General features: G+C 64.0%; 28 protein-coding genes and 1 pseudogene. 6 read left to right on the top strand and 23 right to left on the bottom strand.

The genetic code is table 11. The features are described 5' to 3' along the window. Positions 1-27: 27 nt before the first annotated feature. The 13 genes from RH950_RS17380 to leuC all read right to left on the bottom strand — a co-directional run bounded on the left by RH950_RS17380 (position 28) and on the right by leuC (position 9,245). Complete coding sequence (locus RH950_RS17380) at positions 28-612, bottom strand: YlcI/YnfO family protein (protein ID WP_350058995.1); 585 nt, start codon at positions 610-612, stop codon at positions 28-30. Between the two features lie 188 nt (positions 613-800). Then, on the bottom strand, positions 801-1,430 hold the full coding sequence (locus RH950_RS17375) for a hypothetical protein (RefSeq protein WP_350058994.1): 630 nt from the start codon (positions 1,428-1,430) through the stop codon (positions 801-803). 66 nt (positions 1,431-1,496) lie between these two features. Continuing rightward, positions 1,497-1,748: a RebB family R body protein gene (locus RH950_RS17370; RefSeq protein WP_350058993.1), complete on the bottom strand. Its 252-nt coding sequence runs from the start codon at positions 1,746-1,748 to the stop codon at positions 1,497-1,499. Between the two features lie 50 nt (positions 1,749-1,798). Further along, entirely contained in the window at positions 1,799-2,119 is a 321-nt protein-coding gene (locus tag RH950_RS17365) for a RebB family R body protein (protein WP_350058992.1), read from the bottom strand. 127 nt (positions 2,120-2,246) lie between these two features. After that, positions 2,247-2,474: a RebB family R body protein gene (locus RH950_RS17360; RefSeq protein ID WP_350058991.1), complete on the bottom strand. Its 228-nt coding sequence runs from the start codon at positions 2,472-2,474 to the stop codon at positions 2,247-2,249. 25 nt (positions 2,475-2,499) lie between these two features. Further along, positions 2,500-2,850, bottom strand: a complete 351-nt coding sequence (locus RH950_RS17355) for a RebB family R body protein (RefSeq protein WP_350058990.1) — start codon at positions 2,848-2,850, stop codon at positions 2,500-2,502. 93 nt (positions 2,851-2,943) lie between these two features. Continuing rightward, complete coding sequence (locus RH950_RS17350; protein ID WP_350058989.1) at positions 2,944-3,276, bottom strand: RebB family R body protein; 333 nt, start codon at positions 3,274-3,276, stop codon at positions 2,944-2,946. A 206-nt stretch (positions 3,277-3,482) separates the two neighbouring features. Beyond that, positions 3,483-3,818, bottom strand: a complete 336-nt coding sequence (locus RH950_RS17345) for a RebB family R body protein (RefSeq protein WP_292880444.1) — start codon at positions 3,816-3,818, stop codon at positions 3,483-3,485. A 114-nt stretch (positions 3,819-3,932) separates the two neighbouring features. Next, positions 3,933-4,643 (bottom strand): RNA polymerase sigma factor, encoded by a 711-nt coding sequence (locus tag RH950_RS17340; RefSeq protein ID WP_350058988.1) that lies wholly within the window; start codon positions 4,641-4,643, stop codon positions 3,933-3,935. Positions 4,644-4,831: 188 nt separating this feature from the next. Beyond that, positions 4,832-5,857, bottom strand: coding sequence for an aspartate-semialdehyde dehydrogenase (locus RH950_RS17335; protein WP_350058987.1), 1,026 nt, complete (start codon positions 5,855-5,857; stop codon positions 4,832-4,834). Between the two features lie 101 nt (positions 5,858-5,958). Beyond that, positions 5,959-7,077, bottom strand: a complete 1,119-nt coding sequence (leuB, locus tag RH950_RS17330) for a 3-isopropylmalate dehydrogenase (RefSeq protein WP_350058986.1) — start codon at positions 7,075-7,077, stop codon at positions 5,959-5,961. 129 nt (positions 7,078-7,206) lie between these two features. After that, entirely contained in the window at positions 7,207-7,821 is a 615-nt protein-coding gene (gene leuD, locus RH950_RS17325) for a 3-isopropylmalate dehydratase small subunit (protein WP_350058985.1), read from the bottom strand. Between the two features lie 14 nt (positions 7,822-7,835). Beyond that, on the bottom strand, positions 7,836-9,245 hold the full coding sequence (gene leuC, locus RH950_RS17320) for a 3-isopropylmalate dehydratase large subunit (RefSeq protein WP_350058984.1): 1,410 nt from the start codon (positions 9,243-9,245) through the stop codon (positions 7,836-7,838). A gap of 201 nt (positions 9,246-9,446) precedes the next feature. On the opposite strand from leuC, the gene RH950_RS17315 reads away from it, so the two are divergent. Next, positions 9,447-10,205 (top strand): sulfite exporter TauE/SafE family protein, encoded by a 759-nt coding sequence (locus tag RH950_RS17315; protein WP_350058983.1) that lies wholly within the window; start codon positions 9,447-9,449, stop codon positions 10,203-10,205. A gap of 84 nt (positions 10,206-10,289) precedes the next feature. Here the strand turns inward: RH950_RS17315 and rplS are convergent, their stop codons facing one another. From rplS to ffh, 5 genes and pseudogenes are all read right to left on the bottom strand, one after another. Continuing rightward, on the bottom strand, positions 10,290-10,682 hold the full coding sequence (gene rplS, locus RH950_RS17310; RefSeq protein ID WP_350058982.1) for a 50S ribosomal protein L19: 393 nt from the start codon (positions 10,680-10,682) through the stop codon (positions 10,290-10,292). 165 nt (positions 10,683-10,847) lie between these two features. Then, a complete protein-coding gene (gene trmD / locus RH950_RS17305) occupies positions 10,848-11,561 on the bottom strand; it encodes a tRNA (guanosine(37)-N1)-methyltransferase TrmD (RefSeq protein ID WP_350058981.1) in 714 nt (237 codons plus the stop codon). Then, positions 11,551-12,084 (bottom strand): ribosome maturation factor RimM, encoded by a 534-nt coding sequence (gene rimM, locus RH950_RS17300; protein WP_350058980.1) that lies wholly within the window; start codon positions 12,082-12,084, stop codon positions 11,551-11,553. The genes trmD and rimM overlap by 11 nt, the downstream gene beginning before the upstream one ends. Positions 12,085-12,207: 123 nt before the next feature. Next, a pseudogene (gene rpsP / locus RH950_RS17295) lies at positions 12,208-12,573 on the bottom strand (30S ribosomal protein S16); the annotation flags it as partial. A 47-nt stretch (positions 12,574-12,620) separates the two neighbouring features. Next, a complete protein-coding gene (gene ffh / locus RH950_RS17290) occupies positions 12,621-14,084 on the bottom strand; it encodes a signal recognition particle protein (RefSeq protein WP_350058978.1) in 1,464 nt (487 codons plus the stop codon). A 328-nt stretch (positions 14,085-14,412) separates the two neighbouring features. On the opposite strand from ffh, the gene RH950_RS17285 reads away from it, so the two are divergent. Then, positions 14,413-15,630, top strand: coding sequence for a mandelate racemase/muconate lactonizing enzyme family protein (locus RH950_RS17285; RefSeq protein ID WP_350058977.1), 1,218 nt, complete (start codon positions 14,413-14,415; stop codon positions 15,628-15,630). Between the two features lies 1 nt (position 15,631). On the opposite strand, the gene RH950_RS17280 is transcribed toward RH950_RS17285, so the two are convergent. Then, positions 15,632-16,702: a malate/lactate/ureidoglycolate dehydrogenase gene (locus RH950_RS17280; protein WP_350058976.1), complete on the bottom strand. Its 1,071-nt coding sequence runs from the start codon at positions 16,700-16,702 to the stop codon at positions 15,632-15,634. A gap of 89 nt (positions 16,703-16,791) precedes the next feature. Here RH950_RS17280 and dapF point away from each other — a divergent pair, with 89 nt between their 5' ends. The 3 genes from dapF to ftsY all read left to right on the top strand — a co-directional run bounded on the left by dapF (position 16,792) and on the right by ftsY (position 19,940). Further along, positions 16,792-17,622, top strand: coding sequence for a diaminopimelate epimerase (gene dapF / locus RH950_RS17275; RefSeq protein WP_350058975.1), 831 nt, complete (start codon positions 16,792-16,794; stop codon positions 17,620-17,622). Positions 17,623-17,712: 90 nt separating this feature from the next. Then, positions 17,713-18,996, top strand: coding sequence for a tRNA (N(6)-L-threonylcarbamoyladenosine(37)-C(2))-methylthiotransferase MtaB (gene mtaB, locus RH950_RS17270; protein WP_350059173.1), 1,284 nt, complete (start codon positions 17,713-17,715; stop codon positions 18,994-18,996). Continuing rightward, complete coding sequence (ftsY, locus tag RH950_RS17265) at positions 18,993-19,940, top strand: signal recognition particle-docking protein FtsY (RefSeq protein WP_350058974.1); 948 nt, start codon at positions 18,993-18,995, stop codon at positions 19,938-19,940. The genes mtaB and ftsY overlap by 4 nt, the downstream gene beginning before the upstream one ends. A gap of 173 nt (positions 19,941-20,113) precedes the next feature. Here ftsY and RH950_RS17260 read toward each other — a convergent pair whose 3' ends face one another. Further along, positions 20,114-20,650, bottom strand: a complete 537-nt coding sequence (locus RH950_RS17260; RefSeq protein ID WP_350058973.1) for an NUDIX hydrolase — start codon at positions 20,648-20,650, stop codon at positions 20,114-20,116. A gap of 111 nt (positions 20,651-20,761) precedes the next feature. Between RH950_RS17260 and RH950_RS17255 the strand changes: the two genes are divergently transcribed. Then, entirely contained in the window at positions 20,762-20,983 is a 222-nt protein-coding gene (locus RH950_RS17255) for a hypothetical protein (protein WP_350058972.1), read from the top strand. A 113-nt stretch (positions 20,984-21,096) separates the two neighbouring features. Here RH950_RS17255 and RH950_RS17250 read toward each other — a convergent pair whose 3' ends face one another. The 3 genes from RH950_RS17250 to RH950_RS17240 form a co-directional block, all read right to left on the bottom strand. Continuing rightward, complete coding sequence (locus tag RH950_RS17250) at positions 21,097-22,299, bottom strand: phosphoglycerate kinase (protein WP_350058971.1); 1,203 nt, start codon at positions 22,297-22,299, stop codon at positions 21,097-21,099. 79 nt (positions 22,300-22,378) lie between these two features. Next, on the bottom strand, positions 22,379-23,551 hold the full coding sequence (locus tag RH950_RS17245; RefSeq protein ID WP_350058970.1) for an ABC transporter permease: 1,173 nt from the start codon (positions 23,549-23,551) through the stop codon (positions 22,379-22,381). Further along, entirely contained in the window at positions 23,548-24,546 is a 999-nt protein-coding gene (locus RH950_RS17240) for an ABC transporter permease (protein ID WP_350058969.1), read from the bottom strand. Before RH950_RS17240 ends, RH950_RS17245 begins: the two co-directional genes overlap by 4 nt. Positions 24,547-24,557 lie beyond the last annotated feature (11 nt).

The raw sequence follows: 24,557 nt of genomic DNA, 5'->3' as shown, positions 1-24,557 counted from the left end.
ACCCTGAACATCTTGACCCTGACCGGTCTATGCGCCGCCGCTGAACGCCTGGGCGGATGCCTCCACCGCGCGGGCCTCGGCCTCGACAGCAGCGGCCTCCCCGCCGATGCCGACCGGCTTGCCGCTCTCGACAGGGTCCGGATCGGGGGGCTTTGCTACCGGGACTTTTGGTTCTGTTTTCGGAACAGCCTTCGGATCCGCCGGCGCCGGGTCGGGGCCCTTCCCGGCAGCAGCGGGTTTGGGTTTTGGCTTCGGTGCCGCTGACGGTTTCGGCGCCGCTCCACCGGCCGGAGGAGCAGCAGACTCGAGGTCATCGTCGGCAAACTCGTCCTCAACGCCGGAAGAACCGGCCGCATCATCCTCGGCCGGAGCATCGACTGATTCCGGCTCGACCGGAAGCTCATTGGCGGGTTCCGGCGCCTCGGTATCGATGTCACCATCAAGCCCGGCCCGGGCAATCAGCGCTTCCTCGGTGATCTCTTCAGGTTCCGGATCGAGAGCCTCTTCAAGCCGCTCCACCGCCTCGCCAATCCGTTCTTCGATATAATCTTCAACCCTGTCCCGCGCGCGCTGGCGCAGCGTCCGTCGTCCGCTGGTCGGTTTCTTCGCCATTTCGGTCTCCTCACGTCCGGACCAGGCGATCGCGGCAGTCAGACCAACCGGGCCCCTGCCCGGGATGCCGGCTTTCGCCTCTTCAATGCCGACGCCCCCGGCGTCTGGATGTGAACGAAAAACGAAAAAAAGGGACCCCTGCGGGTCCCCTGAGGCTGCGGCCTAGGGAGGAGCGTGCCGTCAACCCGTCAACTGCCGCTCGGGAATCCGCTGACAACCGAACCGGCAGACGTCCCGACGGCCTGGAAATTGGTCTGGGCCGCCGTCACGGCGTCCTGCGCTGCGGTCAGAACCGGAGTGTATTGCGCCGCAGTCGCCGGATTCTCGACCATTTTCTTCAGGGCGACACCGGTCGCTGCCGAGCTCATCGCCATGATGTTGCGCAGATAGTCGGTCGAATCCTGAACGGCGAAGGCTGCCGCCTGGGCAACCTTCTGATAGGCGATCGCGGCGCCGTTATTGCCGGAGGCGCCGAGCACCGCGCTGTTCGATTGTTTGACCGCATCCAGGATCACGGAATTGACGCCGGGTCCCGTGCTGGCAGGTACCGGCGCCGAAGGGGTAGACGAGTCGTTTCCGGCGTCGCTGTTACCGGAATCATCCGTGCCGGTGCTGGCACCTGCAGAGTCATTGTCACCAGAGGAAGCGGATGAGCCTTCGTCCGAAGATCCGCCACCGGACGAAGGGTCGCTTGCGCCTGCCGAAGGCTCGCTTGCGGACGGGTCCGGTGCAGCGCCGGCAGGGGTGCTGTCGGCTGTGTCGTTCGGGCTCGTGCCGGACGCTACATCGTCCGTGCCAAATACGCTGTCATCGGTCATCGGTCACTCTCCTCGGGGGTCATTCTCCTCGGGTCGGCCTTGCCAAGGCCGCCTGACGGGGCGGCGTCAGCCTTTCGTGTTCATGCCGCCTTGCGATACATCGAGAATTTGGCGGCAGGCGCTGGAGGTCACGGCATTGCCGATCTGCTGCAGGCCGCCTTGAGCCTGCATCGCATTCTGCATCGCCAGGGAAATCGAATGCGCCATCGATTGATAGACCATGCCCATGGCCTGTGCCGGTGCCTCGCCCACCACCTTGACGTTGGTTTGCGTTACGGCATCCGTGATCTGTGAATTTACGGGCGTGTTATCTGCCATCGGTTCAGCCCCTGTTCGCGGCTCCTAAACAAATGCAATCCGCCGCTCTCCTATTTCAGCGCGGCGAGCGCGACGAGCAGCGTCATCAACTGGTCAGACGTGTCCGACTGCGCAAGTTTGCTGGTGGCAGTGGCCGCGGCCATGGAGTTGACACTGTAGATCTGCATGACGCCCTGGTTGGTCGCCGCCTGGGCGCAGATCGCCGCCTGCTGCTGCTGCTGCACGACGTTCTGATAGAGAATACCCGTCGAATGGGAAAGCGACTGGTAGATCGCCCCCATGGCGACCGACGGAGCAGATCCAAGAGTCTGCACGTTGCTCTGGGTGATCGAATCCGTGATCTGTCCGTTCACCGGTGTCGGGATGGCCATGTCATTGCTCCTTCCTGAGCGGCGGGGTTTCCACCGCCGGGCTGGGTCCGCAAGCCGGTGGAAACCGGTCTGCCTTCCGGGAGACGGCCCGCCGGACCGACTCGTGAATGCTTTTCTGCGGCGCGCCTCATTGGCTTGCCAGTTCAACAATCAGGGCGCAGATCGACGATGTCGCAGCATTGGCGACCTGCTGCATCCCGCCCTGGGTAGAGGTTGCGTTCTCCATGGCAAGGCCCGTCGCATGCGAGAAGGCCTGGAACGACATGCCGACCGCTTCCGCCGGCGCCTCACCGATCACCTTCACGTTCGCCTGTGTCACCGCATCGGTGATCTGGCCGTTAACCTGATCTGCCATGGTTCATCACTCCCGGACCGCCGGGTCACTTGACAATGGTCTGAAGCGCAGCCTCGCCGGCCGCCGCCAAGGTCTTGCGCCGGTCCATTTCGTTCAGTGTGTCGAGGACCTTGTCCATCATTGCCCTCTGGCCCGCCTCCGCGCTGCGACGATCAATACTGAGCAGCTTGTCGACGCAGGCCACCAGGGACGAGGTTCCGACCACCGCATTCTGCTGCTGGTTCGAGACCATGTTGGCGTAGAGCACGCTCGTCGCCTCCGCGAGAGAGGTATAGATCGGCAAGGCCGAATTCGCCGGCGCGCTCCCGAGAGTCATCGTGTTGGCCTGGGTGATCGAGTCGGTCACCTGGGAATTCACATTGGTTGGGTCCGCCATGTCACTCTCTCCTCGAAACGCTGATCGCGTGCGGACGAAGGGGGAGGCGGCGGCTTCATCACGCCGCCTCCGCGAACTTCGACTTCGCGGCCTCTACGAAACCCCGGGGGCGGCCGCTTTCAGGGAAGACAGCAGCGCCAGCATGTTGTTGGGCACGTCGCTGTTGCCAATCTTGGAGGTCGCGGCCGCGCCGGCCATGGTGTCGACGCTGTAGACCTGGATGACGCCCTGGTTGGTGGAGGCCTGGGCCGCGATCTGCAGCTGCTGCTGCGAACTCACGGCGTTCTCGTAGAGAATGCCGGTGGAATGCGCCAGGGCCTGGAAAATCGCCCCCATGCTCATCGCCGGTGCATCGCCCAGAACCTTCACATTGGCCTGGGTGACCGAATCGGTGATCATTCCGTTGACCGGTGTATTGTCTGCCATTTCATCACTCCATTCGCCGCAGGGGCAGATATCCGGGCACCGGCAGTGTCTATGCGCTCGTACAATGGAACCACACTCCCCATTGCCGTGGGCTCGCTACCGGGTGCGCTGGCGCGTCCGTTCCTCTCGGCTGGTTGTCTTTCCGCGCCGTGGGTTCACCGTTCCGGCGACACTCTGGGCGCGAGGTTGCTGCAGACGCGGCCGGCTTAGCCGACCGGGCCGGAACTGGTCGCCTTGAGGGCGGTCAGCAGCGACAGCATGTTGTTGGGCACGTCGCTGTTGCCGATCTTCGACGTTGCGACCGCATCCGCCATGGTGTCGATGCTGTAGATCTGGATCACGCCCTGGTTCGTCGCGGCCTGCGCGGCGATGCCGAGCTGCTGCTGCGAGCTCACGGCGTTCTCGTAGAGAATGCCCGTGGAATGTGCGAGCGACTGGTAGATCGCCCCCATTGCCATCGCCGGGGAGTCGCCCAGAACCTTCACATTGGCCTGGGTGACGGAGTCGGTGATCTGGCCATTGACCGGAGTTGGGATTGCCATCTCTGTCTCCTCAATACTGCTGGTTTCAGGACCGTCCGCCCCGTCTCTCCTTGCTCTCAACTGGGCGCGAACATACTAGAGACGAAGCACTCGTAATAAGTGTGAACAAGAATTTCAGGCGGGGCCCACGCCGTTCCGGCGCAGCCGTTCACGGGCGAGCTGCACACGCTTGCGGGCGGTACAGTTCGGAATGCAGAGCCGCTCCGCGATCTCCGCATAGGAGAGCCCTTCAAGAAAACGCAGGATGAGCGGCACGCGCAGCAGTTCGGGAAGCGCGTCGAGCCCGTCCTGCAGCGAGCGCATGGCCTCGCCCGTCTCGGCGATTTCCTCGGGTGTCGGCTCGGGCGCCGGCGCGGACGGGATGGGACTGCCGTCCGCCATGGCCATGACCTCATCGGTCCAGCGTTTCTGACGGGAGCGTGCACGGTAGAAGTCGATGCAGGAATTATGCACCAGCCGGGACAGCCAGGCGCGCTGATTGGCGATGGCGCCGCCACCGCCATCGGCAAAATGTGACGAGGCCCGCACCATCGCATTTCCCAGCGCATCCTCTGCATCCGCCATGTTGCCGGACATCAGGCGCATGCATTGGCGCAGCAGCTGGTTCTGGTTCTCGGACCAGAGATTCCAGAAGGCTTCCGGCGGCAACGGGGAGGCTTCGGCGGTTGAATCGTCGGATCGATGCGCCGGCGTTTGCGGTGGCGCTGCCGCGGTGCGGGCAATGATATCAACGGCCTTCATCGTCGCTTCCGCGACGATATCGCCGGACAAACCCGCCCCGCGGGCAAACCGGTCCTTGCCGTTGTCCTGGTTACCAGTCCCCACCTGAAGCCCCGACACGTTTCGAAGTGTTCTGTGCTTTGAATGCGACGGCTTGAGTAATATTTTACTCAGGCCACTGCACGGAGGACGGGTTCAGGCAGGTTTTTGTGAACGGTTAGGTAGAAAAAATATCAAAGAAAAAAGCGGCCGACAATATGCCGGCCGCTTTCGGGTCAGGTGTGACGGCTGATTCAGGCGGCTTTTTCAAGATGCTCCCGCACCAGGGTCTCAGCGATCTGGACCGCGTTGAGAGCCGCGCCCTTGCGCAGGTTGTCGGACACGCACCAGAAGACAAGGCCGTTCTTGATCGTCGGGTCCTTGCGGATCCGGCTGACATAGACCGCGTCCTCGCCGGCACATTCATGCGGCGTGACATAGCCTTCGTCTTCCCGGTGGTCGACAACGACGAGCCCGGGGAAGTCCTGCATCGCCTCGCGGGCGTCCTCGGCGCTCAGCGGCTTTTCGGTCTCGATGAACACCGCTTCGGCATGACCGATGAAGACCGGGACACGAACACACATGGCAACCAGCTCGATGGCCGGATCGAGGATCTTCTTCACCTCGCTGGTCATCTTCCACTCTTCCTTGGTCGCCCCGTCATCCATGAACTTGTCGATATGCGGGATCACGTTGAAGGCGATCTGCTTGGTGAACTGCGTATTCTCCACCGGATCGTTCACATAGATCGCCCGGGTCTGGGTGAAGAGCTCGTCCATGCCCTCCTTGCCCGCACCGGAAACCGACTGGTAGGTGGAGACGACGACCCGCTTGATCTTGGCCAGATCGTGCAGCGGCTTCAGCGCGACGACGAGCTGCGCCGTGGAGCAATTCGGGTTGGCGATGATGTTGCGCTTGCCATATTTGGCAACGGCCCCGGCATTCACTTCCGGCACGATCAGCGGCACGTCCGGGTCCATCCGGAAGTGCGAGCTGTTATCGATGGCGACGCACCCGGCCGCGGCAGCGATCGGCGCGTACTTTTCCGAGACCGAACCGCCCGCCGAGAACAGCGCGATATCGGTGCCCTTGAAGTCGTATGTCGCCAGATTCTGAACCTTGAGTGTTTTGTCCTCGCCATAGGACACCTCGGTGCCCGCCGATTTCTCGGAAGCAAGCGCGACGACTTCGGTCGCTGGAAAATCGCGCTCGGCAAGGGTAGTCAACATCTCACGACCAACGGCGCCCGTCGCGCCGACTACGGCAACTTTGTAGCCCATGGTTCTGGTCCAATCCTTCGGTTGTTGAAGTCCATAAACGACTTCGGCGGGAGACTTACGCCCCCCGCCGAGTAAACTCAAGTCATGCTGGTTGGGGGGGGCTATCCCGATACAAGTTTGTCCAGCTCTTTGATCAGGCTGTCTGTCATCACGGTCGTCGACACACGCGCCATGCCGTCCTGCATGATGTCCGCGGTTCGCAGCCCCGATTTCAGCACGTTCTGGATCGCCGTCTCGATCATGTCCGCTTCCTCCGCCATATCGAAGGAATAGCGGAGCGCCATGGCGAAGCTCAGCATTTCGGCGATCGGGTTGGCGATGCCCTTGCCCGCGATATCGGGGGCGGAGCCGTGCACCGGCTCGTACAGCGCATGGCGCTTGCCGGTCACCTCATCCACCGCACCGAGCGAGGCGGAGGGCAGCATCCCGAGGGAGCCGGTCAGCATCGCCGCACAATCCGAAAGAATGTCGCCGAACAGGTTGTCGGTGACGATCACGTCGAACTGCTTCGGGTTCCGGACCAGCTGCATGGCGCAGTTGTCGGCATACATATGCTCGAGCTTGACGCCTTCGCCCTCGGCCTTGTGCAGGTTGGTCATGACCTCGCGCCAGAGCACGCCGGACATCATCACGTTGGCCTTCTCGACCGAGGTCACCCGGCCGTCCCGCTTGCGGGCCATGTCGAATGCGACGCGGCCGATGCGCTCGATTTCCGGCGTCGTGTAGACCTGCGTGTCGTAGCCTTTCTTGGTGCCGTCCGGCAGATCGTCGATGCCGCGCGGCTGGCCGAAATAGACGCCGCCGGTCAGCTCCCGCAGGATCATGATGTCGAGCCCAGCGACCAGATCCCGCTTCAGCGAGGAGGCATCGGCCATGGCGTCGAACACCATTGCCGGGCGCAGGTTGGCGAACAGATCCATTTCCTTGCGCAGACGCAGCAGGCCGCGCTCCGGCTTCAGTTCGAACGGCAGATCGTCATACTGGGGACCACCGACGGAACCGAACAGCACCGCGTCGGAATGCACCGCATCCGCCAGGGTTTCATCGGTCAGCGCCGTCCCGTGCTTGTCATAGGCGGCACCGCCGACAAGACCTTCCTGAAGGTCGAAACTGACAGACCGCTTCTTCGCCATCCAGTCGACGACACGGAGAACTTCCTTGACGACTTCGGGACCGATCCCGTCACCGCCAAGAACCAGCATTTTACGATTGGAGGCCATGAACTCTGCTTACCCTGGTGAGACCGGCCCGCTGCGGAGCCTGAATTCGGAATGCTTCTTATAAAGAGACCGGCGCCTTGGTTAAACCCCTGAGCGCCGGGATGGTTCCCTCGGCCGGAGACTCTCCGGTCAGGATGCCGCCAGCCAGGGCCTGTCGGCCTTGCGCTTTTCCTCATAAGTGTCGATCGTGCCGCCCTTTTCCATGGTCAGCCCGATATCGTCCAGCCCGTTGATCAGGCAGTGCTTGCGGAAGGAATCGACATCGAAGGTGATCTTCTCGCCGTTCGGGCGGCCGATTTCCTGCTTCTCAAGGTCGATCTCCAGAACCGCGTTCGAGCCTTTTTCCGCATCGTCCATCAGCTCGTCCAGCTGCTCCTGGGTCACCTTGATCGGCAGGATCCCGTTCTTGAAGCAGTTGTTGAAGAAGATGTCCGCGAAGCTGGTCGAGATCACGCAGCGGATGCCGAAATCGAGCAATGCCCACGGCGCATGTTCGCGTGAGGAGCCACAGCCGAAATTCTCGCCGGCCACGATGACCTGTGACTTGCGATAGGCCGGCTTGTTCAGCACGAAGTCAGGATTCTCGCTGCCGTCATCGTTGTAGCGCATTTCGGCAAAGGCGTGCTTGCCGAGGCCCGACCGCTTGATCGTCTTCAGAAAGTTCTTCGGAATGATCATGTCGGTGTCGATGTTCATGATGTTCATCGGCGCCGCGACACCGGAGAGCTTGGTGAATTTATCCATTGTCTCTCTCCTCCTCAGTTCAGCAGGTCGCGGACATCGGTCAGGTGACCGGTCACCGCTGCCGCTGCCGCCATTGCCGGGCTGACCAGATGGGTCCGTCCGCCACGGCCCTGACGGCCTTCGAAGTTACGGTTCGAGGTCGAGGCGCAGCGCTCGCCCGGCTCCAGCCTGTCGGCATTCATGGCCAGGCACATGGAGCAGCCCGGCTCGCGCCATTCGAAACCGGCCTCGAGGAAGATCTTGTCCAGACCCTCTTCCTCGGCCAGCTCCTTCACCACGCCCGAACCCGGGACGATAATGGCATTCACGCCGGCGGCGATCTTGCGGCCCTTGACCACACCGGCGGCGATCCGCAGATCCTCCAGCCGGCCGTTGGTGCAGGAGCCGATGAAGACCCTGTCGATCTTCACTTCGCTGATCGGCACCCCGGCGGTCAGACCCATATATTCGAGCGAGCGGGTAATCTTCGCTTTGCGCACCGGGTCGGCAAGCTGTTCCGGATCCGGAATGTTTCCGGTGACCGGGATGACTTCTTCCGGGTTGGTGCCCCAGGTGACCTGCGGCACGATATCGGCGGCATCCAGCTCCACCTCGGTGTCGTACACCGCGTCCGCGTCCGACGGCAGCGTCTTCCAGTACGCCACCGCCTGCTCCCAGGCGGCACCCTTCGGCGCGAAAGGCCGGCCCTTCAGATAGTCGAAGGTGGTCTCGTCCGGCGCGATCAGGCCGGCCCGGGCGCCCGCTTCGATGGACATGTTGCAGATCGTCATCCGCGCTTCCATCGACAGTGTGCGGATTGCCTCGCCGGCGAATTCGATCACATGGCCCGTGCCGCCGGCGGTGCCGATCTTGCCGATGATGGCCAGCACCACGTCCTTGGAATTCACGCCCTTCGGCAGCGCGCCCTTGACCGTGATCCGCATGTTCTTGGCGGGGGACTGCACCAGCGTCTGGGTGGCCAGCACATGCTCCACCTCGGAGGTGCCGATGCCGAAGGCCAGCGCGCCGAATGCGCCATGGGTCGAGGTGTGGCTGTCACCGCAGACAATGGTCGTGCCCGGCAGGGTGAAGCCCTGCTCCGGGCCGATGATGTGCACGATGCCCCGGCGATTGTCGGTCATGCCGAAATAGGGCACGGCGAAATCGGAGACATTCTGCTCAAGGGTCGCGACCTGGATCCGGGAATCCTCGTCGGTAATGCCCTTGTCGAGATCCTTGGTCGGCACATTGTGGTCGGCCACCGCAAGGGTAAGATCCGGGCGGCGCACCTGGCGGCCGGCAGTCCGGAGTCCCTCGAAGGCTTGCGGGCTGGTCACTTCATGTACCAGATGGCGATCGATATAGATCAGGCAGGTGCCGTCATCCTGGACGTCGACCAGGTGATCCTGCCAGATTTTATCGAACAGCGTACGCGGCTTAGACATCGCTGTTATGTTTCCTCTCGTCTATTTGCTCGGCCTCGGCGTGGTTCCGGGACTAGAGTCCCTCCGAGTGCCGCAGCACCATATCTCTCGTCATTCATGACGGGGCCGGAGCATACCGAGTCGCCCCCGGTGACAAAAGCTGAATCTTGCGGTGAATCCGGGCTTTTCCGAAATAATCAAACCGATAAGGGCCGATCGCGAATGGATCTGAACTCGATTGCTTCCATATTGGAAGCGGCCAGCCTCCGGGATCTTGCATTCGGTGCCGTAGCGGTTGCCCTGGCCGGTCTGGTTCGAGGCTTTTCCGGGTTTGGCGCGGCCATGATCTCGATCCCGCTGCTGAGTCTGCTGTTCGGCCCGCAGACCGCCCTCGCGGTGCTGACCACGATGGAGATGCCGGCACAGATCCAGCTGCTCCGCATGTCCCGCCGGGACGCGGACTGGAAGCAGGCCGCCCCCATGGCGCTGGGCGGCATCATCGCCCTGCCGCTCGGCACCTGGATCCTGGTCAGCATCGACCAGGAGCTGCTGCGGCGGCTGATTTCGGCCATCGTGCTGCTGCTGATCGTCCTGCTGGCGAGCGGCTACCGGCACACGATCTCCCGTCGCCTGGGCATTGATTTCGCCGTCGGCGCCGTCGCCGGGTTCCTGAACGGATCGACCGGGCTCGGCGGGCCACCGATCATCTTCTACCTGCTCTCCGGCCCCTATGCCCCGACGGCCGTGCGCGCCAACATCACCGCCTTCTTCCAGATCGGCTTCATCTTCGTGGTTGCGAGCTATGCATGGTTCGGGGTGCTGACGCCGGAGCGCGTGCTGCTGGGGGCCGTCTTCGCCCCGTTCTACATGGCCGGCATCTGGTACGGCGGCAAGCTCTTCTACAAGGCGAGCGAGCAGACCTTCCGGCGCATCGCCTACCTGCTGCTGGCCGTGATCGGCGGCGGCACCCTGTTCAGCTGACGGCGCCCGGGCGCCGGACGGGGCCCCAAACGCAAACGGGAGCGCCAAGGCGCTCCCGTCCGGAAATCATATATCGCTGGAGGCTTATGCCCCGGCGGCGGCCGCCTTGGTCTTGCTGCGGGTATTCTTCTCGGTGATACGGGCCGCCTTGCCGCGCAGACCGCGCAGATAGTAGAGCTTCGCGCGGCGCACTTTACCGCGGCGGACCACCTCGATGCTGTCCAGGCGCGGGGAGTAGAGCGGGAACACGCGCTCGACGCCTTCGCCGTAGGAGATCTTGCGGACGGTGAAAGCGGAGTTCAGGCCGTCATTCTTGCGCGCGATGCAGACGCCTTCATAGGCCTGGACACGCTCGCGGGTGCCTTCGACGACGCGCACATTGACCTTCACGGTGTCGCCCGGGCCGAATTCCGGGATCGGACGCTCGGAAGCCAGCTTGTCGAGCTGCTCTTTTTCGATCTGTTGAACGATATTCATTCTTCATTCTCCAATTCGCGCCAGTGGCGACCGGTCCATCCAGGGACCGGTGAATACCGGCATCTTCTAAAAAACACACAGCTCGTACGTGCCCGGTTCCGGACCGCAGAGGAGCGGCATGGCGTTATCGTCGAGAGGATCCGGACAACGCATCGTCCGGGCCGCTCAGTCGTCCACTCCGCGATAGCGGGCCCATAAATCCGGGCGCCGCAGGCGCGTGATCTCTTCCGACTGTTCCCGCCGCCAGGACCGGATCCTGGCGTGGTGGCCGGAAAACAGGACCTCGGGGACGGACACACCGTTCCAGTCCCGAGGCTGCGTATAGAGGGGATATTCAAGCAGCCCCTCTTCAAAACTTTCCTCGACCAGCGTTTCCGCCGCGCCGAGCACGCCCGGCAGCAGACGGATGCAGGCATCCAGCAGCGCCAGGGCCGGGATCTCGCCACCCGAAAGCACGAAATCCCCAAGGCTGACCTCTTCCAGGCCACGGGCATCGATCACCCGCTGGTCAAGGCCTTCGTAACGCCCGCACAGCAGCACCACACCGGGGTCCGCCGAGAGCTCCCGCGCCATCGCCTGGTCGAACCGGACGCCGCGCGGGCTGAGATAGATCCGCCGGCCCGGCATGTCGTCGACAGAGGCCAGAGCCGCGTCGACCACATCGGGCCGCATCACCATGCCGGAACCGCCCCCGAAAGGGGTTTCGTCCACGGAGCGGTGCTTATCGCGTGCAAAATCCCTGATGTCCAGAGATTTCAGGGACCAAAGCCCGGACTTCCGGGCCTTGTCGGCGATCGAGTGACCCAGCGGACCCGGGAACATTTCCGGGAACAGACTGAGCACGGTCGCCTGCCAGGGCGCCCCACCCTCACTGCTCATCGCCAGCCGCCTCCGGATCGTCCTCCAGCAGGCCCGCCGGCGGATCGATCAGCAGACGGCCGGCATCGAGATCGATTTCCGGCACGGTCTGGCCGCCAAACGGCACGAAAACCGTCTCGCGGCTGCCCTCGCGCCGGATCTCGAGCAGATCGCCGGCGCCGAAATTCTGCACCGCGATCACCTGCCCGAGGAGCTCCCCCGCGACCGTCTCCGCCCGGAGGCCGACCAGATCCGCGTGGTAGAACTCGTCCTCGTCGGTCTCCGGCAATCGGTCCCGCTCGATCAGAAGCTCGGTACCCTTCAGGGCCTCGGCTTCGTTCCGGTCACGGATGCCGGCGATGCGCACAAGCAGCATGCCCTTCGCCCGGCCGGTCACCTCGAGCTCGTAGCTCTTCCCGGCGGCATCCTTCAGCGGGCCATAGGCGGTGAGATCGTCCGGATCCTCGGTGAAGCTCTTCACCCGGACCAGACCTCGCACCCCATGCACGCCGGCAATGACGCCGAGAGTGACCGGTTCGGCCATAGGGTCTTAGCCCTCGGACTTTTCCGCAGCCTCGGCCGGGGCGTCTTCCGCAGGCGCTTCTGCAGCCGGGGCTTCTTCGGCCGGCGCAGCAGCGGCGGCGGCGGCAGCTTCAGCAGCGGCAGCGGCTTCGGCGGCAGCGGATTCAGCAGCAGCAGCAGCGATCGCCGCTTCTTCCTCGCGCTCCTGGCGCTTGCGGCCCGGGGCACCCTTCTTCGGCTGGTCCCGGTATTCGAACTTTTCAATCAGCTCGATGCTGGCCAGCATCTTGTGCACACGGTCGGTCGGCTTGGCGCCAACGGACATCCAATGCTTGATGCGGTCTTCCTTGACCACGAGGCGTCCTTCGTGACCCTTCGGCAGCATCGGATTGTAGCTGCCGACCCGTTCGATGAAGAGGCCGTCGCGCGGGGACGTGCCCTCGGCAACGACGATACGATAGAACGGACGCTTCTTGGCGCCGCCGCGTGACAGACGAATGCGAAGTGACATTGGGTATTCCTTTCCAGTAACGCTTTTAGCTTTTCACTTGTGTTCGATTACTTCTTGCCGGGGAAACCGGGCGGCAGCATGCCTCCCGGAAGCTTTGGCATTCCCTTGCCGCCAAGACCTGACGGTAATTGTCCGGGCATCTGGCCGGGCGCCGGCATGCCGGGCATTCCGCCGCCGCCGCCGAGAAGCGCCCCGAGGCCCTTCATGCCGCCCTTCTTGCCCATCTGTTTCATCACCCGCGTCATGTCCTGGTGCTGCTTCAGGAGCTTGTTCACTTCCTGAACGCTGGTCCCGGACCCGGCCGCGATACGGCGGCGGCGCGAGGCATTCATCAGTTTCACGTTCTTCCGCTCCACCTTGGTCATGGAGAGGATGATCGCTTCCTGTTTCTTGATGACGCTGTCGTCCATGTTGGCGCCGGCCATCTGTTTCTGCAGCTTGCCCATGCCCGGCAGCATGGACATGACGCCGCCGAGGCCGCCCATCTTCTTCACCTGGCGAAGCTGCGAGAGCATGTCCTCGAGATCGAAGGCGCCCTTCTGCATCTTCTTGGCGATGCGTTCGGCTTCCTCGACCTCGATGGTCTCGGCGGCCTTCTCGACCAGGCTGACCACGTCGCCCATGCCGAGAATCCGGCCGGCGACACGTTCCGGGTGGAAATCCTCAAGCGCATCCGCGCGCTCGCCGACACCGACCGCCTTGATCGGCACGCCGGTGACGGCCCGCATGGAGAGAGCCGCGCCACCGCGCGCATCGCCATCCATCCGGGTCAGCACGATACCCGTCAGACCGACCCGCTCGTTGAAGTTCCGCGCCGTGGTGACGGCGTCCTGGCCGGTCATGGCGTCGGCCACGAGAAGAGTCTCGACCGGCTTCACCGCATCGCGGACCCGGATCACCTCGTCCATCATCGACTCGTCGATGGAGAGCCGGCCGGCGGTATCCAGCATGACCACGTCGAAGCCCTGCAGCTTGCCCGCGGTCATCGCCCGTTTCGCAATCGAAACAGGGGTTTCATTCTCGGAGATCGGCAGCGTCGCCACGTCGATCTGCTCACCCAGCACGCGTAGCTGTTCGCGGGCCGCCGGGCGGTAGATATCGAGGGACGCCATCAGGACCTTCTTGCGGTCCCGCTCCTTCAGGCGCTTGGCCAGTTTCGCCGTGCTGGTGGTCTTGCCGCCGCCCTGCAGGCCGACCATCAGGATCGGCACCGGTGGCACGGCGTTCAGATTGATCATGCCGGCATCGGTGCCGAGCATTTCCACGAGATTGTCGTGGACGATCTTGATGACCTGCTGGCCCGGAGAGACCGACTTGATGACTTCCTGGCCGATGGCGCGCTCGCGCACCTTGTCGACGAAGTCCTTGACCACCGGCAGCGCGACATCGGCCTCAAGCAGGGCCACGCGCACTTCGCGCAGGGCCGCGGTCACGTCCGCTTCCTTGAGCGCGCCGCGTCTCTTGAGGCGATCGAAAACGTCGCCGAGCCGGTTCTGCAGACTGTCGAACATGCGTTCGTAAGCTCCAATATTTCCCGGTTATCCCAGAAGCGAGACACAAAACGGAAAACGCGCCCGTGCTCGAACACTCGAGGACGGACGGAACCCGTGAAGGTCTCAGCGCACTGGTTTTTGCCGAGAGCGCCGGAACATATGGGCGCCGGCGCACCAAGTCAAGCCTTCCCGCGTTCCTTACGCGCAGAGATGAGGCGCGCCCGATCCGGACACATGAGCCCTCATTCTGTCGTTTTTTCATTAGCCTCAGGCGGCCCGGACTCTTAGCGTGGCCCTGCCGCCGGATCGGCCGGATGACCAAAGAAGCGTGACGGAGTCTGCCCCCATGAAACTCGAAAGCCTGAAGACCTTCATCGTCGGCAATCCGCCGCCCGGCTTCGGCGGCCGGTATTTCCTGTTCCTGAAGCTGCGCACCGCCTGCGGCATCGAGGGCGTCGGCGAGGTCTATGCCGCCAGTTTCGGCCCGAAAACCACCGTCGCCATGGTCGAGGACGTATTCGGCCGCTATCTCGAAGGCCGGGACCCGCACCATATCGAGCGGTTCTGGCGCCGGGCGCACGGCTCCGGCTTCAGCCAGCGCCCGGACCCGTCGATGATGGGCGTGGTCAGCGCGCTGGAAATGGCCTGCTGGGACATCGTCGGCAAGGCCGCGAACAAGCCGGTCTACGAGCTGCTCGGCGGGCAGGTGAACGAGCGGCTACGGACTTACACCTATCTATATCCGCGCCCCGAGGACGATCCGGCCACCTTCTATAACAGTCCGGAGAAAAGTGCCGAGGCCGCGGTGGCCTGTGTCGCCGAAGGCTTCACCGCGCTGAAGTTCGATCCGGCAGGCCCCTATACCGCGTTCGGCGGACACCAGCCGGACATGGAAATCCTCGACCGCTCGGAAGCCTTCTGCCGGCTGATCCGGGAGGCCGTCGGCGACAAGGCCGACCTGCTGTTCGGCACCCACGGCCAGTTCACCGCCTCCGGCGCCAAGCGTCTCGCCCGGCGGCTGGAGCCATACGATCCGCTCTGGTTCGAGGAGCCGACCCCGCCGGACATGCCGGAAGAAATGGCGAAGGTGGCCGAGGCGACCTCGATCCCGATCGCCACCGGCGAACGGCTGACCACCAAATGGGAATTCAAGCGCGTGCTGGCGACCGGCGCCGCCTCCATCATCCAGATGAATCTGGGCCGGGTCGGCGGCATTCTCGAAGGCAAGAAGATCGCCGGCATGGCCGAGGCCTTCTACGCCCAGATCGCCCCGCACCTCTATTGCGGCCCGGTGGTCGGCGCCGCCAATGTCCAGCTCGCCACCTGCACGCCGAACTTCCTGGTGCTGGAAAGCATCCGGAAATGGGACGGTTTCCACGCCGACATCCTGAAGACGCCGATGCGCTGGGAAGACGGCTATGTCATCCCGCCGAAAGCGCCCGGCCTCGGGGTCGAGCTGAACGAAGAGGTGGCACTCGCTCATCCCTATGAAGGCAGCGAGCTGCATCTGCAGATGAGCCAGGAGCCGTTCGAAGTTGCGGGCAAGCCGTTCGGGGGCGGGTGACCTACACTGCGATCCCGTCGAAATCGTGCCGGTCCATGCCGGCCTCGACACCCGCCTCGACCAGCAGGGCCCAGGTGCCCGGATCGACCGGAACACCGTTGGCCCGGCGGTCCGCGCCGGTCTCGCGCTCCGGCTCGCCCGGCACCCGCACCTTGTCCACGCCCTCGCCCGGACGGGCGCTGGTGACATAGCCGAGCATGGCGTCGATGGAGCTGGCGAACGGGATGTCGGCGCCGAAGCCCTTCGGGTCGATGATCACGGTCAGCATGTTGTTGCAGATCGTGTCCTTGCCTTCATGCACCGGATCGGTCACCGGACCGCCGAGCAAAGCCGCACCGAGGATCTCGCCGAGCAGGGCCAGTCCGTAGCCCTTGTGCTGGCCGAAGCTGGTCAGGGCGCCTCTGGGCTCCTCGAACATCACAGCCGCATTGCGGGTCGGCAGGCCGTGATGGTCGATCAGCGCACCCTCGATCATCTCCTTGCCGGCATTGTAGGCGACGCGCGCCTTGCCGAAGGCGACGCGGCTGGTCGCCATGTCGAGCACGAACATCGGGTTCTTGTCCGTCGCCGGGACGGCGGTGCAGTAGGGGTTGGTGGAATAGCGCGCCTCGGCCCCGCCATGCGGCGCAACGATGGGCTTGTGGCCGATCACATTGACGAAATGGATGGAGATGAAGCCTTCCCGGGCGCAGATCTCTCCCCAGGCGCCGATGCGGCCGAGATGGTGCGTGTTGCGCAGGCCGACGATGGCGGCTCCTGCCGTCCGCGCCCGGTCGAGACCGAGCTGCATGGCCTCTCCGCCGGTCACCTGGCCATAGGCCATGTTGCCGTCCAGCAGCAGATAGACCCCGTTGTCCGCCACCAGACTGACATGGCCGTTGACCGTCAGCGTGCCGGTCCTGGCGTGCCGCATATATTGCGCCGTCAGCCCGACCCCGTGGCTGTCATGGCCGAGCAGGTTGGCTTCGACCAGATTATGCGCCACCTGCCGCGCTTCCTCCGGATTGCTTCCGGCCCGTCCGATCATCTCCGTGACCAGATCTTCCAGTGCGTCATGCGCGACGGTAATCATGCTTCGCTCCCCAGCGTAAATCTCGCGCTCACGGTAGCGGCGGAAACGGCATATTGGAACTGCCGGAAACAGAGGATATATATGCCCGCATGAGACAGATCGACTTCCTCAAGATGCACGGCCTCGGCAACGATTTCGTCGTGCTTGACGGCCGCTTGCCCGGCCCCGCCCTCGCGGTCGCGGATTATCGCGCCGTCGGCGACCGGCGGCGCGGCGTCGGCTATGACCAGTTCCTGACCATCGAGGCGGCGAAGAATGGCGGCGACGCCTTCATGCGCATCCATAACCCGGATGGCAGCGAGGCCGGCGCCTGCGGCAACGGGACTCGCTGCGTCGCAGGTCTGGTGATGAACGAGCTTGGCAAGAACCGGATCGATCTCGAAACAATTGCGGGCACGCTGGTCTGCGAGCGGGTCGAGGGCGGACGGGTGCGGGTCGATATGGGCCCGGCGCGGCTCGATGCCGCCGCCATCCCGCTGTCTGTCGAGACCGACACGCTCTCCGTCGAGATCCCGGATGCGCCCCATACCGGCGCCTGCTGCGTCAATATGGGCAACCCGCATGCCGTCTTCTTCGTCGATGACGTGGAGGCGATCCCGCTCACCGAGGTCGGCCCGACGCTGGAACTGCATCCGATCTTCCCCGACCGGGCGAATATCGAGTTTGCCGAAATCCGCGGTCCGGAACTGATCCGCATGCGGGTCTGGGAACGCGGTGCGGGCATCACCGAGGCCTGCGGCTCCGGCGCCTGCGCGGTGCTGGTCGCGGCGGCACGCAAAGGCCTGACCGGGCGCAAGGCGGATGTGGAACTGGACGGCGGCACCCTCACCATCGAGTGGCGCGAGGACGGCCATGTGCTGATGACCGGGCCGGTCGCCACCAGCTTCCATGGCACGCTCGACCTCGACCGGCTGGCCTGAGGCGCCGGACCATGCCGTGCGTGCATGGCTCCCGAGAGCCCGCCACACTTGCATTTCGCGCCGATTCCGGCCATTTCTCCGCCCATGACCATGACTGACGACAATTCGGATGGACGCGAGAAGGCCCGGCCGGTCGAGACTTTCGGCTGCCGGCTGAACGCGTATGAGTCCGAGGTGATCCGCGACCATCTCGTCCGTGCCGGGCGCCAGGATGTTGTCGTGATCAATACCTGTGCCGTCACCAGGGAAGCCGAGCGCCAGGCCCGGCAGGCGATCCGCAAGGCCCGCCGCGCCAATCCGGAGGCCGAGATCGTGGTCACCGGCTGCGCCGCCCAGATCAACCCGGAAGCCTATGCGGCGATGGATGAGGTCAGCCGGGTGGTCGGCAATGAGGAAAAGCTCAAAGCCGAAACTTGGAATGCTCCCGGCGAAGCAAAGATCCTGGTCAACGACATCATGAGCGTGACGGAGACGGCGCCGCAGATGGTCGCCGGTCTGGAAGGACGGGCCCGGGCCATTGTCCAGGTCCAGCAGGGCTGCGACCATCGCTGCACCTTCTGCATCATCCCCTTCGGCCGCGGCAACAGCCGCTCGGTGCCGATGGGCGAGATCGTCCGCCAGGTGCGCGAGCTGGTCAGCAACGGTTATCGCGAGATCGTGCTGACCGGCGTCGACATCACCTCCTATGGCGGTGATCTGCCGGGCAAGCCGGCCCTCGGCCAGATGCTGCGCCGCCTGCTGGCCCAGGTGCCGGAACTGCCCCGCCTGCGGCTTTCCTCGATCGACGCGGTGGAGATCGACGACGACTTGCTGCGGCTGGTCCGGGACGAGCCGCGCCTGATGCCATATCTGCATGTCAGCCTGCAGGCCGGCGACGACATGATCCTGAAGCGGATGAAGCGCCGGCATACCCGTTCCGACATCGTTACGTTCTGCCGCGAGATGCGTGCCGCCCGCCCGGATATCGCTTTCGGGGCCGACATCATTGCCGGGTTTCCGACCGAGGATGAGGAGATGTTCGCCAACAGCCTCGCCCTGGTCGAGGAATGCGCCATCGCCTTTCTGCATGTCTTCCCCTATTCGGCCCGGCCCGGCACTCCCGCCGCCCGCATGCCGCAAGTCCCCGGCCCCGTCCGCAAGGAACGTGCGGCCAAGCTGCGCGCGGCCGGTGAACGCTCCCTTGCCGCTTTCCTCAATGGGCTTGTCGGCAGCAGCCAGTCGGTTCTGGTCGAAAAGCCCGGCCTTGCCCGGGCGGAGAATTTCGCCCCGGTCCGGATCGAGGGCGGGATCGCGGGCGAACTGCTCTCCGTCCGCATCACCGGGACGGACGGCACCCATCTTCTTGGACAGATCGAACGGAAATCCGCCGCATGAGTGACGCGCAGGGTGACGGCGGAGAGCGCCGGGGCTGGTTCCGGCGCCTGAAGGACGGGCTTGCCAAATCCTCCTCCAAGCTGGTCGGCGGCATTGCCGGCGTCTTCACCACGAAGCGGCTGGACGAGGCCAGCCTCGAGGAGCTGGAAGATGTCCTGATCACCGCCGATCTCGGCGTCGAGACGGCGGCCCGGCTGATCGCCAATCTTTCGAAGGAAAAGTTCGGCAAGGATGTCACGGATGAGGAAGTCCGCACCGCCTTCGCCGAGGATATCGCGGAAATTCTCCGCCCGGCGGCAAGGCCGCTCGATGTCGCCACCGGCCGGAAACCGCATATCGTGCTGATGGTCGGCGTGAATGGCAGCGGCAAGACCACGACCATCGGCAAGCTGGCGAAGCAGTTCAGGGACAACGGCCTCTCGGTGATGATGGCCGCCGGTGACACTTTCCGGGCCGCCGCCATCGAGCAGCTCCAGGTCTGGGGCGAGCGCACCGGCACCCCGGTCATTGCCAAAGCGCAAGGATCCGACGCGGCCGCCCTCGCCTTCGACGCCATCAACGAGGCGAAAGCCGCCGGCACCGACGTGCTGCTGATCGACACGGCAGGCCGGCTGCAGAACCGGGCCGAGCTGATGGAAGAGCTGGCCAAGGTGATCCGGGTGATCCGCAAGCAGGACGAGACGGCACCGCACGATTGCGTGCTGGTGCTGGACGGCACGGTCGGCCAGAACGCACATAGCCAGGTCAAGGCCTTCAAGGAAATGGTCGCGGTCAGCGGCCTCGTCATCACCAAGCTCGACGGCAGCACGCGCGGCGGCGTGGTGGTGGCTTTGGCGGACCAGTTCGAGCTGCCGGTCCACGCGGTCGGCGTCGGCGAGAGCGCTGAAGACCTGCAACCCTTCGACGCGGATCGTTTCGCCCGCGATCTGATGGGGCTGGAGTAAGCTTCCCGTACCCCTGACGCCGTCATCCCTCCCTAAACCGTCATCCCGTCAAAAGACGGGACCCAGGAGAAGACGGACACTGTTCAATGATCCCCAGGTCCCCGATCGGGGTCGGGGATGACGATGAAAAAATTGAAAATCAGAGCAGCAGCGCGGTTCTTCAACAACTCTACTCAAACACCCATCGGCATTTCCGAGCGCGGCGCAAAATCCGTCTGGCCCAGCGTTTCCCTGTAATGGGCGAAGGCCCAGTGCACCGTCGGGAAAGCAATTTCGTCCCACGGGATCTCGTCCCAGGTGAAAAGCCCGACATCCTCCGATTCAATCCCGGGCGAGACGTCCGGTGACAGCAGCCGGGCGCGGAAGATCATCTGTACCTGGCTGATCCGGGGAATGTTGTAGACCCCGAGCAGCGGGCCGATCTCGATCCTTGCATGGGCCTCTTCCCAGGCTTCCCGGGCGGCGCCGTCCTGGGTCGACTCGCCCTCTTCCATGAAGCCCGCCGGCAGGGTCCAGTAGCCGATCCGCGGCTCAATCGCCCGTTTGCACAGAAGGAATTTATCCTCCCAGGTGACCACGGCCCCGACCACGATTTTCGGATTGATGTAATTGATGAAGCCGCAATCGGTGCAGACCAGCCGCTCCCGCTCATCCCCCTCCGGCACGCGTTTCGTTACCGGGCCCTTCAGTTCCGACCGTTCCGCGGTCATCGCGCTTATCCACCCAAACCTGCTCTCAAGACGATCCGGGAACCGTAGCAGAGCGGACAAAAGAAAGCGCGGCCCATGGCAAGGCCGCGCAAAAACTCTGGGGGCTCGGCGATGTCAGACGAAGATGTCTATTTCATCACCGCGTTGGCGTCGACTCTCCCTGCGGGCGGAATTCCGGAGCGCGGTTGCACGCTCGTTGTCGCCCTGAATATCGCTGCTTTCGTCGGAACTGGCGATTGCCGCCGCGGTCAATGGCCGATTATTCCGGTCGCGCTCCTGTTCCACCGGTCGGGGGGCAACCAGTGTTGGGAGCGTCGCGTTCAGCGGGACTGATACCGGGACTGCGGGAATCATTTACCTTCTCCAACACCGATAAATATGGGTGAAGAAGGGTCAAGAGTCAAGACAACCCGCAGAATCCCGCCGATTCGCCAGTCCTGGTGCCGTTAGCGGCCAGCCATAAGGGCCGCCACGCCGGGAAGGGTTTTACCCTCCATCCATTCCAGGAAGGCGCCACCGGCGGTCGAGACATAGCTGAAACGGTCCACCACTCCGGCATGCACCAGCGCCGCCACCGTGTCGCCGCCGCCAGCCACGCTGAGCAGCGCGCCCTGGTCGGTCAGTTCCGCCGCGGTCCGGGCCAAAGACACGGTCCCGGCATCAAACGGGGTGATCTCGAAAGCGCCGAGCGGACCGTTCCAGACCAGCGTCTCGCTCTCCCTGAGAACATCCGCGAACCGGGCGACGCTTTCCGGGCCGGCATCGAGGATCATCTTGTCCGCAGGCACTGCCGCGACAGGAACCACCTCGGACGGGGCGCCCGCGGCGAATTCACCCGCGACCACACAATCGCTCTGCAGGCAGAGGGTGCAGCCTTCCTGTTCCGCTTTCACAATGATCTCGCGGGCCGTGTCCGCCAGATCGCGCTCGGCGAGGGACTTGCCGACCTCGTATCCCTGGGCAAAGAGGAAGGTGTTGGCCATGCCGCCGCCAATGATCAGGAAATCGACCTTCGGCAGCAGATTCCCGAGCAGCTCCAGCTTGGTGGAAACCTTGGCGCCGCCGACGACCGCCACGACCGGGCGCTTCGGCGCGTCCAGGGCCTGTGCGAGCGCTTCCAGCTCCGCCTGCATCAGCAGACCGGCATAGGCAGGCAGATGGTGGGCGAGGCCCTCGGTCGAGGCATGGGCGCGATGGGCCGTGGCGAAGGCGTCGTTCACATAGATCTCGCCGAGTTTTGCCAGCGCCTTGGTGAAATCTTCCGCGTTCTTCTCCTCGCCGGCATGGAAACGCAGATTCTCCAGCAGCAGGACATCGCCATTCTGCAGCGCGCCGACGGCTTGCGCCGCTTTCTCGCCGATGCAGTCTTCCGCGAAGGTGACCGGGTCGCCGCCAAGGGCCGCCGACAGCGGGGCCGCGATCGGTGCCAGTGACATTTCCGGCACCCGGGCGCCCTTCGGCCGGCCGAAATGGGACAGCACGACGACCCTGGCGCCCTTGGTCCGCAGCGCCTTGATGGTCGGCACGGCCCGGTCGATCCGCGTGGCGTCCGTCACCGCACCGTCTTTCATCGGCACATTCAGGTCGACACGAAGCAGAACCGTCTTGCCGCGCGCGTCAAAGTCTTCAAGGGTCCGGTAAGCCGCCATCGTCAGGTCTCCACGCAGATATCCGGCGCTATCAATCACAGCCGGATCGCGGTTTCAAGTGTGCTGGCACGCGGGGCCGCTACTTATAGGGATCCGCCGCGTCGCGCAGGCCGTCGCCGAAGAAGTTGAAAGCCAGAACAACAAGGATCACCGGGATCACCGGAGTCATGATCCAGGGATAGAGTTCCACCGCGTTGATGTTCTGCGCTTCCGTCAGCAAGACCCCCCAGGAAGTGATCGGCGGACGCAGGCCGAGGCCGAGAAAACTCAGCGCCGTCTCACCGAGAATCATCGACGGAATGGACAGCGTCGCGGAGGCGATCAGGTGGCTCATGAAGCTTGGCAGCAGATGCCGGCCGATGATCCGTTTCGGCTTCGCGCCCATAAGCTGGGCGGCGACGGCGAAATCCTCCTCGCGCAGGGCCAGCAGCTTGGAGCGGACCGCGCGGGCAAGTCCGGTCCAGTCCAGCAGGCCGAGAATGATGGTGATCCCGAAATAGATCAGGATCGGGCTCCAGGTCACCGGCAGGGCGGCGGAAAGCGCCATCCAGAGCGGCAATTCCGGGAAGGACCGGATCACCTCGATCACCCGCTGGGTCAAACTGTCGATCCAGCCGCCGTAATAACCGGCAAGACCGCCGATCACGATACCCAGCACGAAGCTGACGGCAATGCCGAGCAGGCCGACGGTGAGCGAGATCCGGGTGCCGTAGATGATGCGCGAGAACATGTCCCGGCCGAGCCGGTCGGTGCCGAGCAGGAAGAAGGTCCCGCCCTCGGCCGGGCAGACCAGATGGAAATCCATCTCCACCATGCCCCAGAACCGGTATGGATCGCCGCTGCAGAGGAAACGCAGTTCCTGCACCTTCTCCGGGTTGTCTGTGTATTCGCGCTTCAGGTTGCGCATGTTCAGCGTGTAGTCGAGCCCGTAGACGAAGGGCCCGACGAACGATCCTTCATGGAACAGATGCACCGGCTGCGGCGGGGCATAGATATGGTCCGTGTGACGGGTGGCCAGGCCATAGGGTGCGATCATCTCGCTGATGATGGTCGAGAGGTAGAGCAGGATCAGGAACAGGCCCGAGATCACCGCGATGCGGTGGCGCTTCAGTTTCCACCACATCATCTGCCACTGGGACGCCATGTAATAGCGTTCCTGCTCCGGCGTCAGCACGGTGTCCGAATCCGGATCGAACGGCTCCCGGTTGACGTAATGGTCCGTGCGCGGCCCTTCGCCGGAGGTGATGCTCATCGGTTCGCCCCCCCGCCGAGCCGGATACGCGGATCGAGCACGGCCAGCAGCAGGTCGGAGATGAACATGCCGATCACGGTGAGCAGCGCCAGGAACATCAGGAAGGAGCCGGCCAGATACATGTCCTGGCTCTGCAGCGCGCCGATCAGCATCGGTCCCGTGGTCGGCAGGGAGAGCACCATGGCCACCACGGCGGAGCCGGAAATCACCTGGGGCAGCATGTTGCCGATATCGGCGATGAAGGGGTTCAGCGACATCCGCAGCGGATATTTCATCAGCGCCTTGAAGGGATGCATGCCCTTGGCCCGCGCCGTGATCACATATTGCTTCTGCAGCTCATCCAGCAGGTTGGCCCGCAGCCGGCGGATCATCGCCGCCGTGCCGGAGGTGCCGATGACGACCACCGGCACCCAGAGATGCTCCAGTACCGACATCACCTTCTCGCCGCTCCAGGGCTGGTCGAGATATTGCGGATCCATCAGCCCGCCGATGGATGTGCCGAACCAGATATTGGCGAGATAGAGCAGGATCAGGGCGAGCAGGAAGTTCGGCGTGGCCAGACCGATGAACCCGATGAAGGTCAGGCCGTAATCGCCGAGGCTGTACTGGTGCGTCGCCGAATAGATGCCGATCGGGAAGGCCACCACCCAGATGAAGATGACAGTCGTGAAATTCAGCACGAAGGTCAGGAACACCCGGTCGCCGACCACATCCGCGACAGGCAGCTGGTACTCGAAGGAATAGCCGTAATCGCCCTGCAGCAGGCCGGTCGCCCAGTGGAAATACTGCACGTACATCGGCTGGTCGAGACCGTATTGCGCGCGCAGGGCCTCGATCTTGGACTGGTCGACATTTTCGCCCTGGCTCTGCATCTCGTTCATCATCGTCGTCAGGTAGTCGCCGGGCGGCAGCTGAATGATGATGAAGGTGATGATGCTGATGGCGATCAGGGTCGGCACCATGACCAGAATGCGGCGGGCCAGATAGGTCAGCATTCGCTCTCTCC

It is taken from the genome of Nisaea sp. (assembly GCF_040217065.1).
Classification (GTDB): Bacteria; Pseudomonadota; Alphaproteobacteria; order Thalassobaculales; family Thalassobaculaceae; genus Nisaea.
The sequence above is the reverse complement of the archived record's forward strand: the minus strand, read 5'-3'. Positions and strand labels throughout refer to the sequence as shown.

Coding starts and splice junctions, on each gene's coding strand:
- RH950_RS17360 (WP_350058991.1), bottom strand. CDS start 2,474: ATGGCAGATCAGGTTAACGGCCAGATCACCGATGCGGTGACACAGGCG.
- RH950_RS17285 (WP_350058977.1), top strand. CDS start 14,413: ATGAAACTCGAAAGCCTGAAGACCTTCATCGTCGGCAATCCGCCGCCC.
- leuC (WP_350058984.1), bottom strand. CDS start 9,245: ATGTCTAAGCCGCGTACGCTGTTCGATAAAATCTGGCAGGATCACCTG.
- ffh (WP_350058978.1), bottom strand. CDS start 14,084: ATGTTCGACAGTCTGCAGAACCGGCTCGGCGACGTTTTCGATCGCCTC.
- rimM (WP_350058980.1), bottom strand. CDS start 12,084: ATGGCCGAACCGGTCACTCTCGGCGTCATTGCCGGCGTGCATGGGGTG.
- RH950_RS17335 (WP_350058987.1), bottom strand. CDS start 5,857: ATGGGCTACAAAGTTGCCGTAGTCGGCGCGACGGGCGCCGTTGGTCGT.
- ftsY (WP_350058974.1), top strand. CDS start 18,993: ATGAGTGACGCGCAGGGTGACGGCGGAGAGCGCCGGGGCTGGTTCCGG.
- RH950_RS17315 (WP_350058983.1), top strand. CDS start 9,447: ATGGATCTGAACTCGATTGCTTCCATATTGGAAGCGGCCAGCCTCCGG.
- RH950_RS17240 (WP_350058969.1), bottom strand. CDS start 24,546: ATGCTGACCTATCTGGCCCGCCGCATTCTGGTCATGGTGCCGACCCTG.
- RH950_RS17255 (WP_350058972.1), top strand. CDS start 20,762: ATGTCAGACGAAGATGTCTATTTCATCACCGCGTTGGCGTCGACTCTC.
- RH950_RS17375 (WP_350058994.1), bottom strand. CDS start 1,430: ATGACCGATGACAGCGTATTTGGCACGGACGATGTAGCGTCCGGCACG.
- RH950_RS17380 (WP_350058995.1), bottom strand. CDS start 612: ATGGCGAAGAAACCGACCAGCGGACGACGGACGCTGCGCCAGCGCGCG.
- mtaB (WP_350059173.1), top strand. CDS start 17,713: ATGACTGACGACAATTCGGATGGACGCGAGAAGGCCCGGCCGGTCGAG.
- leuD (WP_350058985.1), bottom strand. CDS start 7,821: ATGGATAAATTCACCAAGCTCTCCGGTGTCGCGGCGCCGATGAACATC.
- RH950_RS17280 (WP_350058976.1), bottom strand. CDS start 16,702: ATGATTACCGTCGCGCATGACGCACTGGAAGATCTGGTCACGGAGATG.
- rplS (WP_350058982.1), bottom strand. CDS start 10,682: ATGAATATCGTTCAACAGATCGAAAAAGAGCAGCTCGACAAGCTGGCT.
- dapF (WP_350058975.1), top strand. CDS start 16,792: ATGAGACAGATCGACTTCCTCAAGATGCACGGCCTCGGCAACGATTTC.
- RH950_RS17250 (WP_350058971.1), bottom strand. CDS start 22,299: ATGGCGGCTTACCGGACCCTTGAAGACTTTGACGCGCGCGGCAAGACG.
- trmD (WP_350058981.1), bottom strand. CDS start 11,561: ATGAGCAGTGAGGGTGGGGCGCCCTGGCAGGCGACCGTGCTCAGTCTG.
- RH950_RS17365 (WP_350058992.1), bottom strand. CDS start 2,119: ATGGCCATCCCGACACCGGTGAACGGACAGATCACGGATTCGATCACC.
- RH950_RS17345 (WP_292880444.1), bottom strand. CDS start 3,818: ATGGCAATCCCAACTCCGGTCAATGGCCAGATCACCGACTCCGTCACC.
- RH950_RS17350 (WP_350058989.1), bottom strand. CDS start 3,276: ATGGCAGACAATACACCGGTCAACGGAATGATCACCGATTCGGTCACC.
- RH950_RS17260 (WP_350058973.1), bottom strand. CDS start 20,650: ATGACCGCGGAACGGTCGGAACTGAAGGGCCCGGTAACGAAACGCGTG.
- RH950_RS17355 (WP_350058990.1), bottom strand. CDS start 2,850: ATGGCGGACCCAACCAATGTGAATTCCCAGGTGACCGACTCGATCACC.
- leuB (WP_350058986.1), bottom strand. CDS start 7,077: ATGGCCTCCAATCGTAAAATGCTGGTTCTTGGCGGTGACGGGATCGGT.
- RH950_RS17245 (WP_350058970.1), bottom strand. CDS start 23,551: ATGAGCATCACCTCCGGCGAAGGGCCGCGCACGGACCATTACGTCAAC.
- RH950_RS17370 (WP_350058993.1), bottom strand. CDS start 1,748: ATGGCAGATAACACGCCCGTAAATTCACAGATCACGGATGCCGTAACG.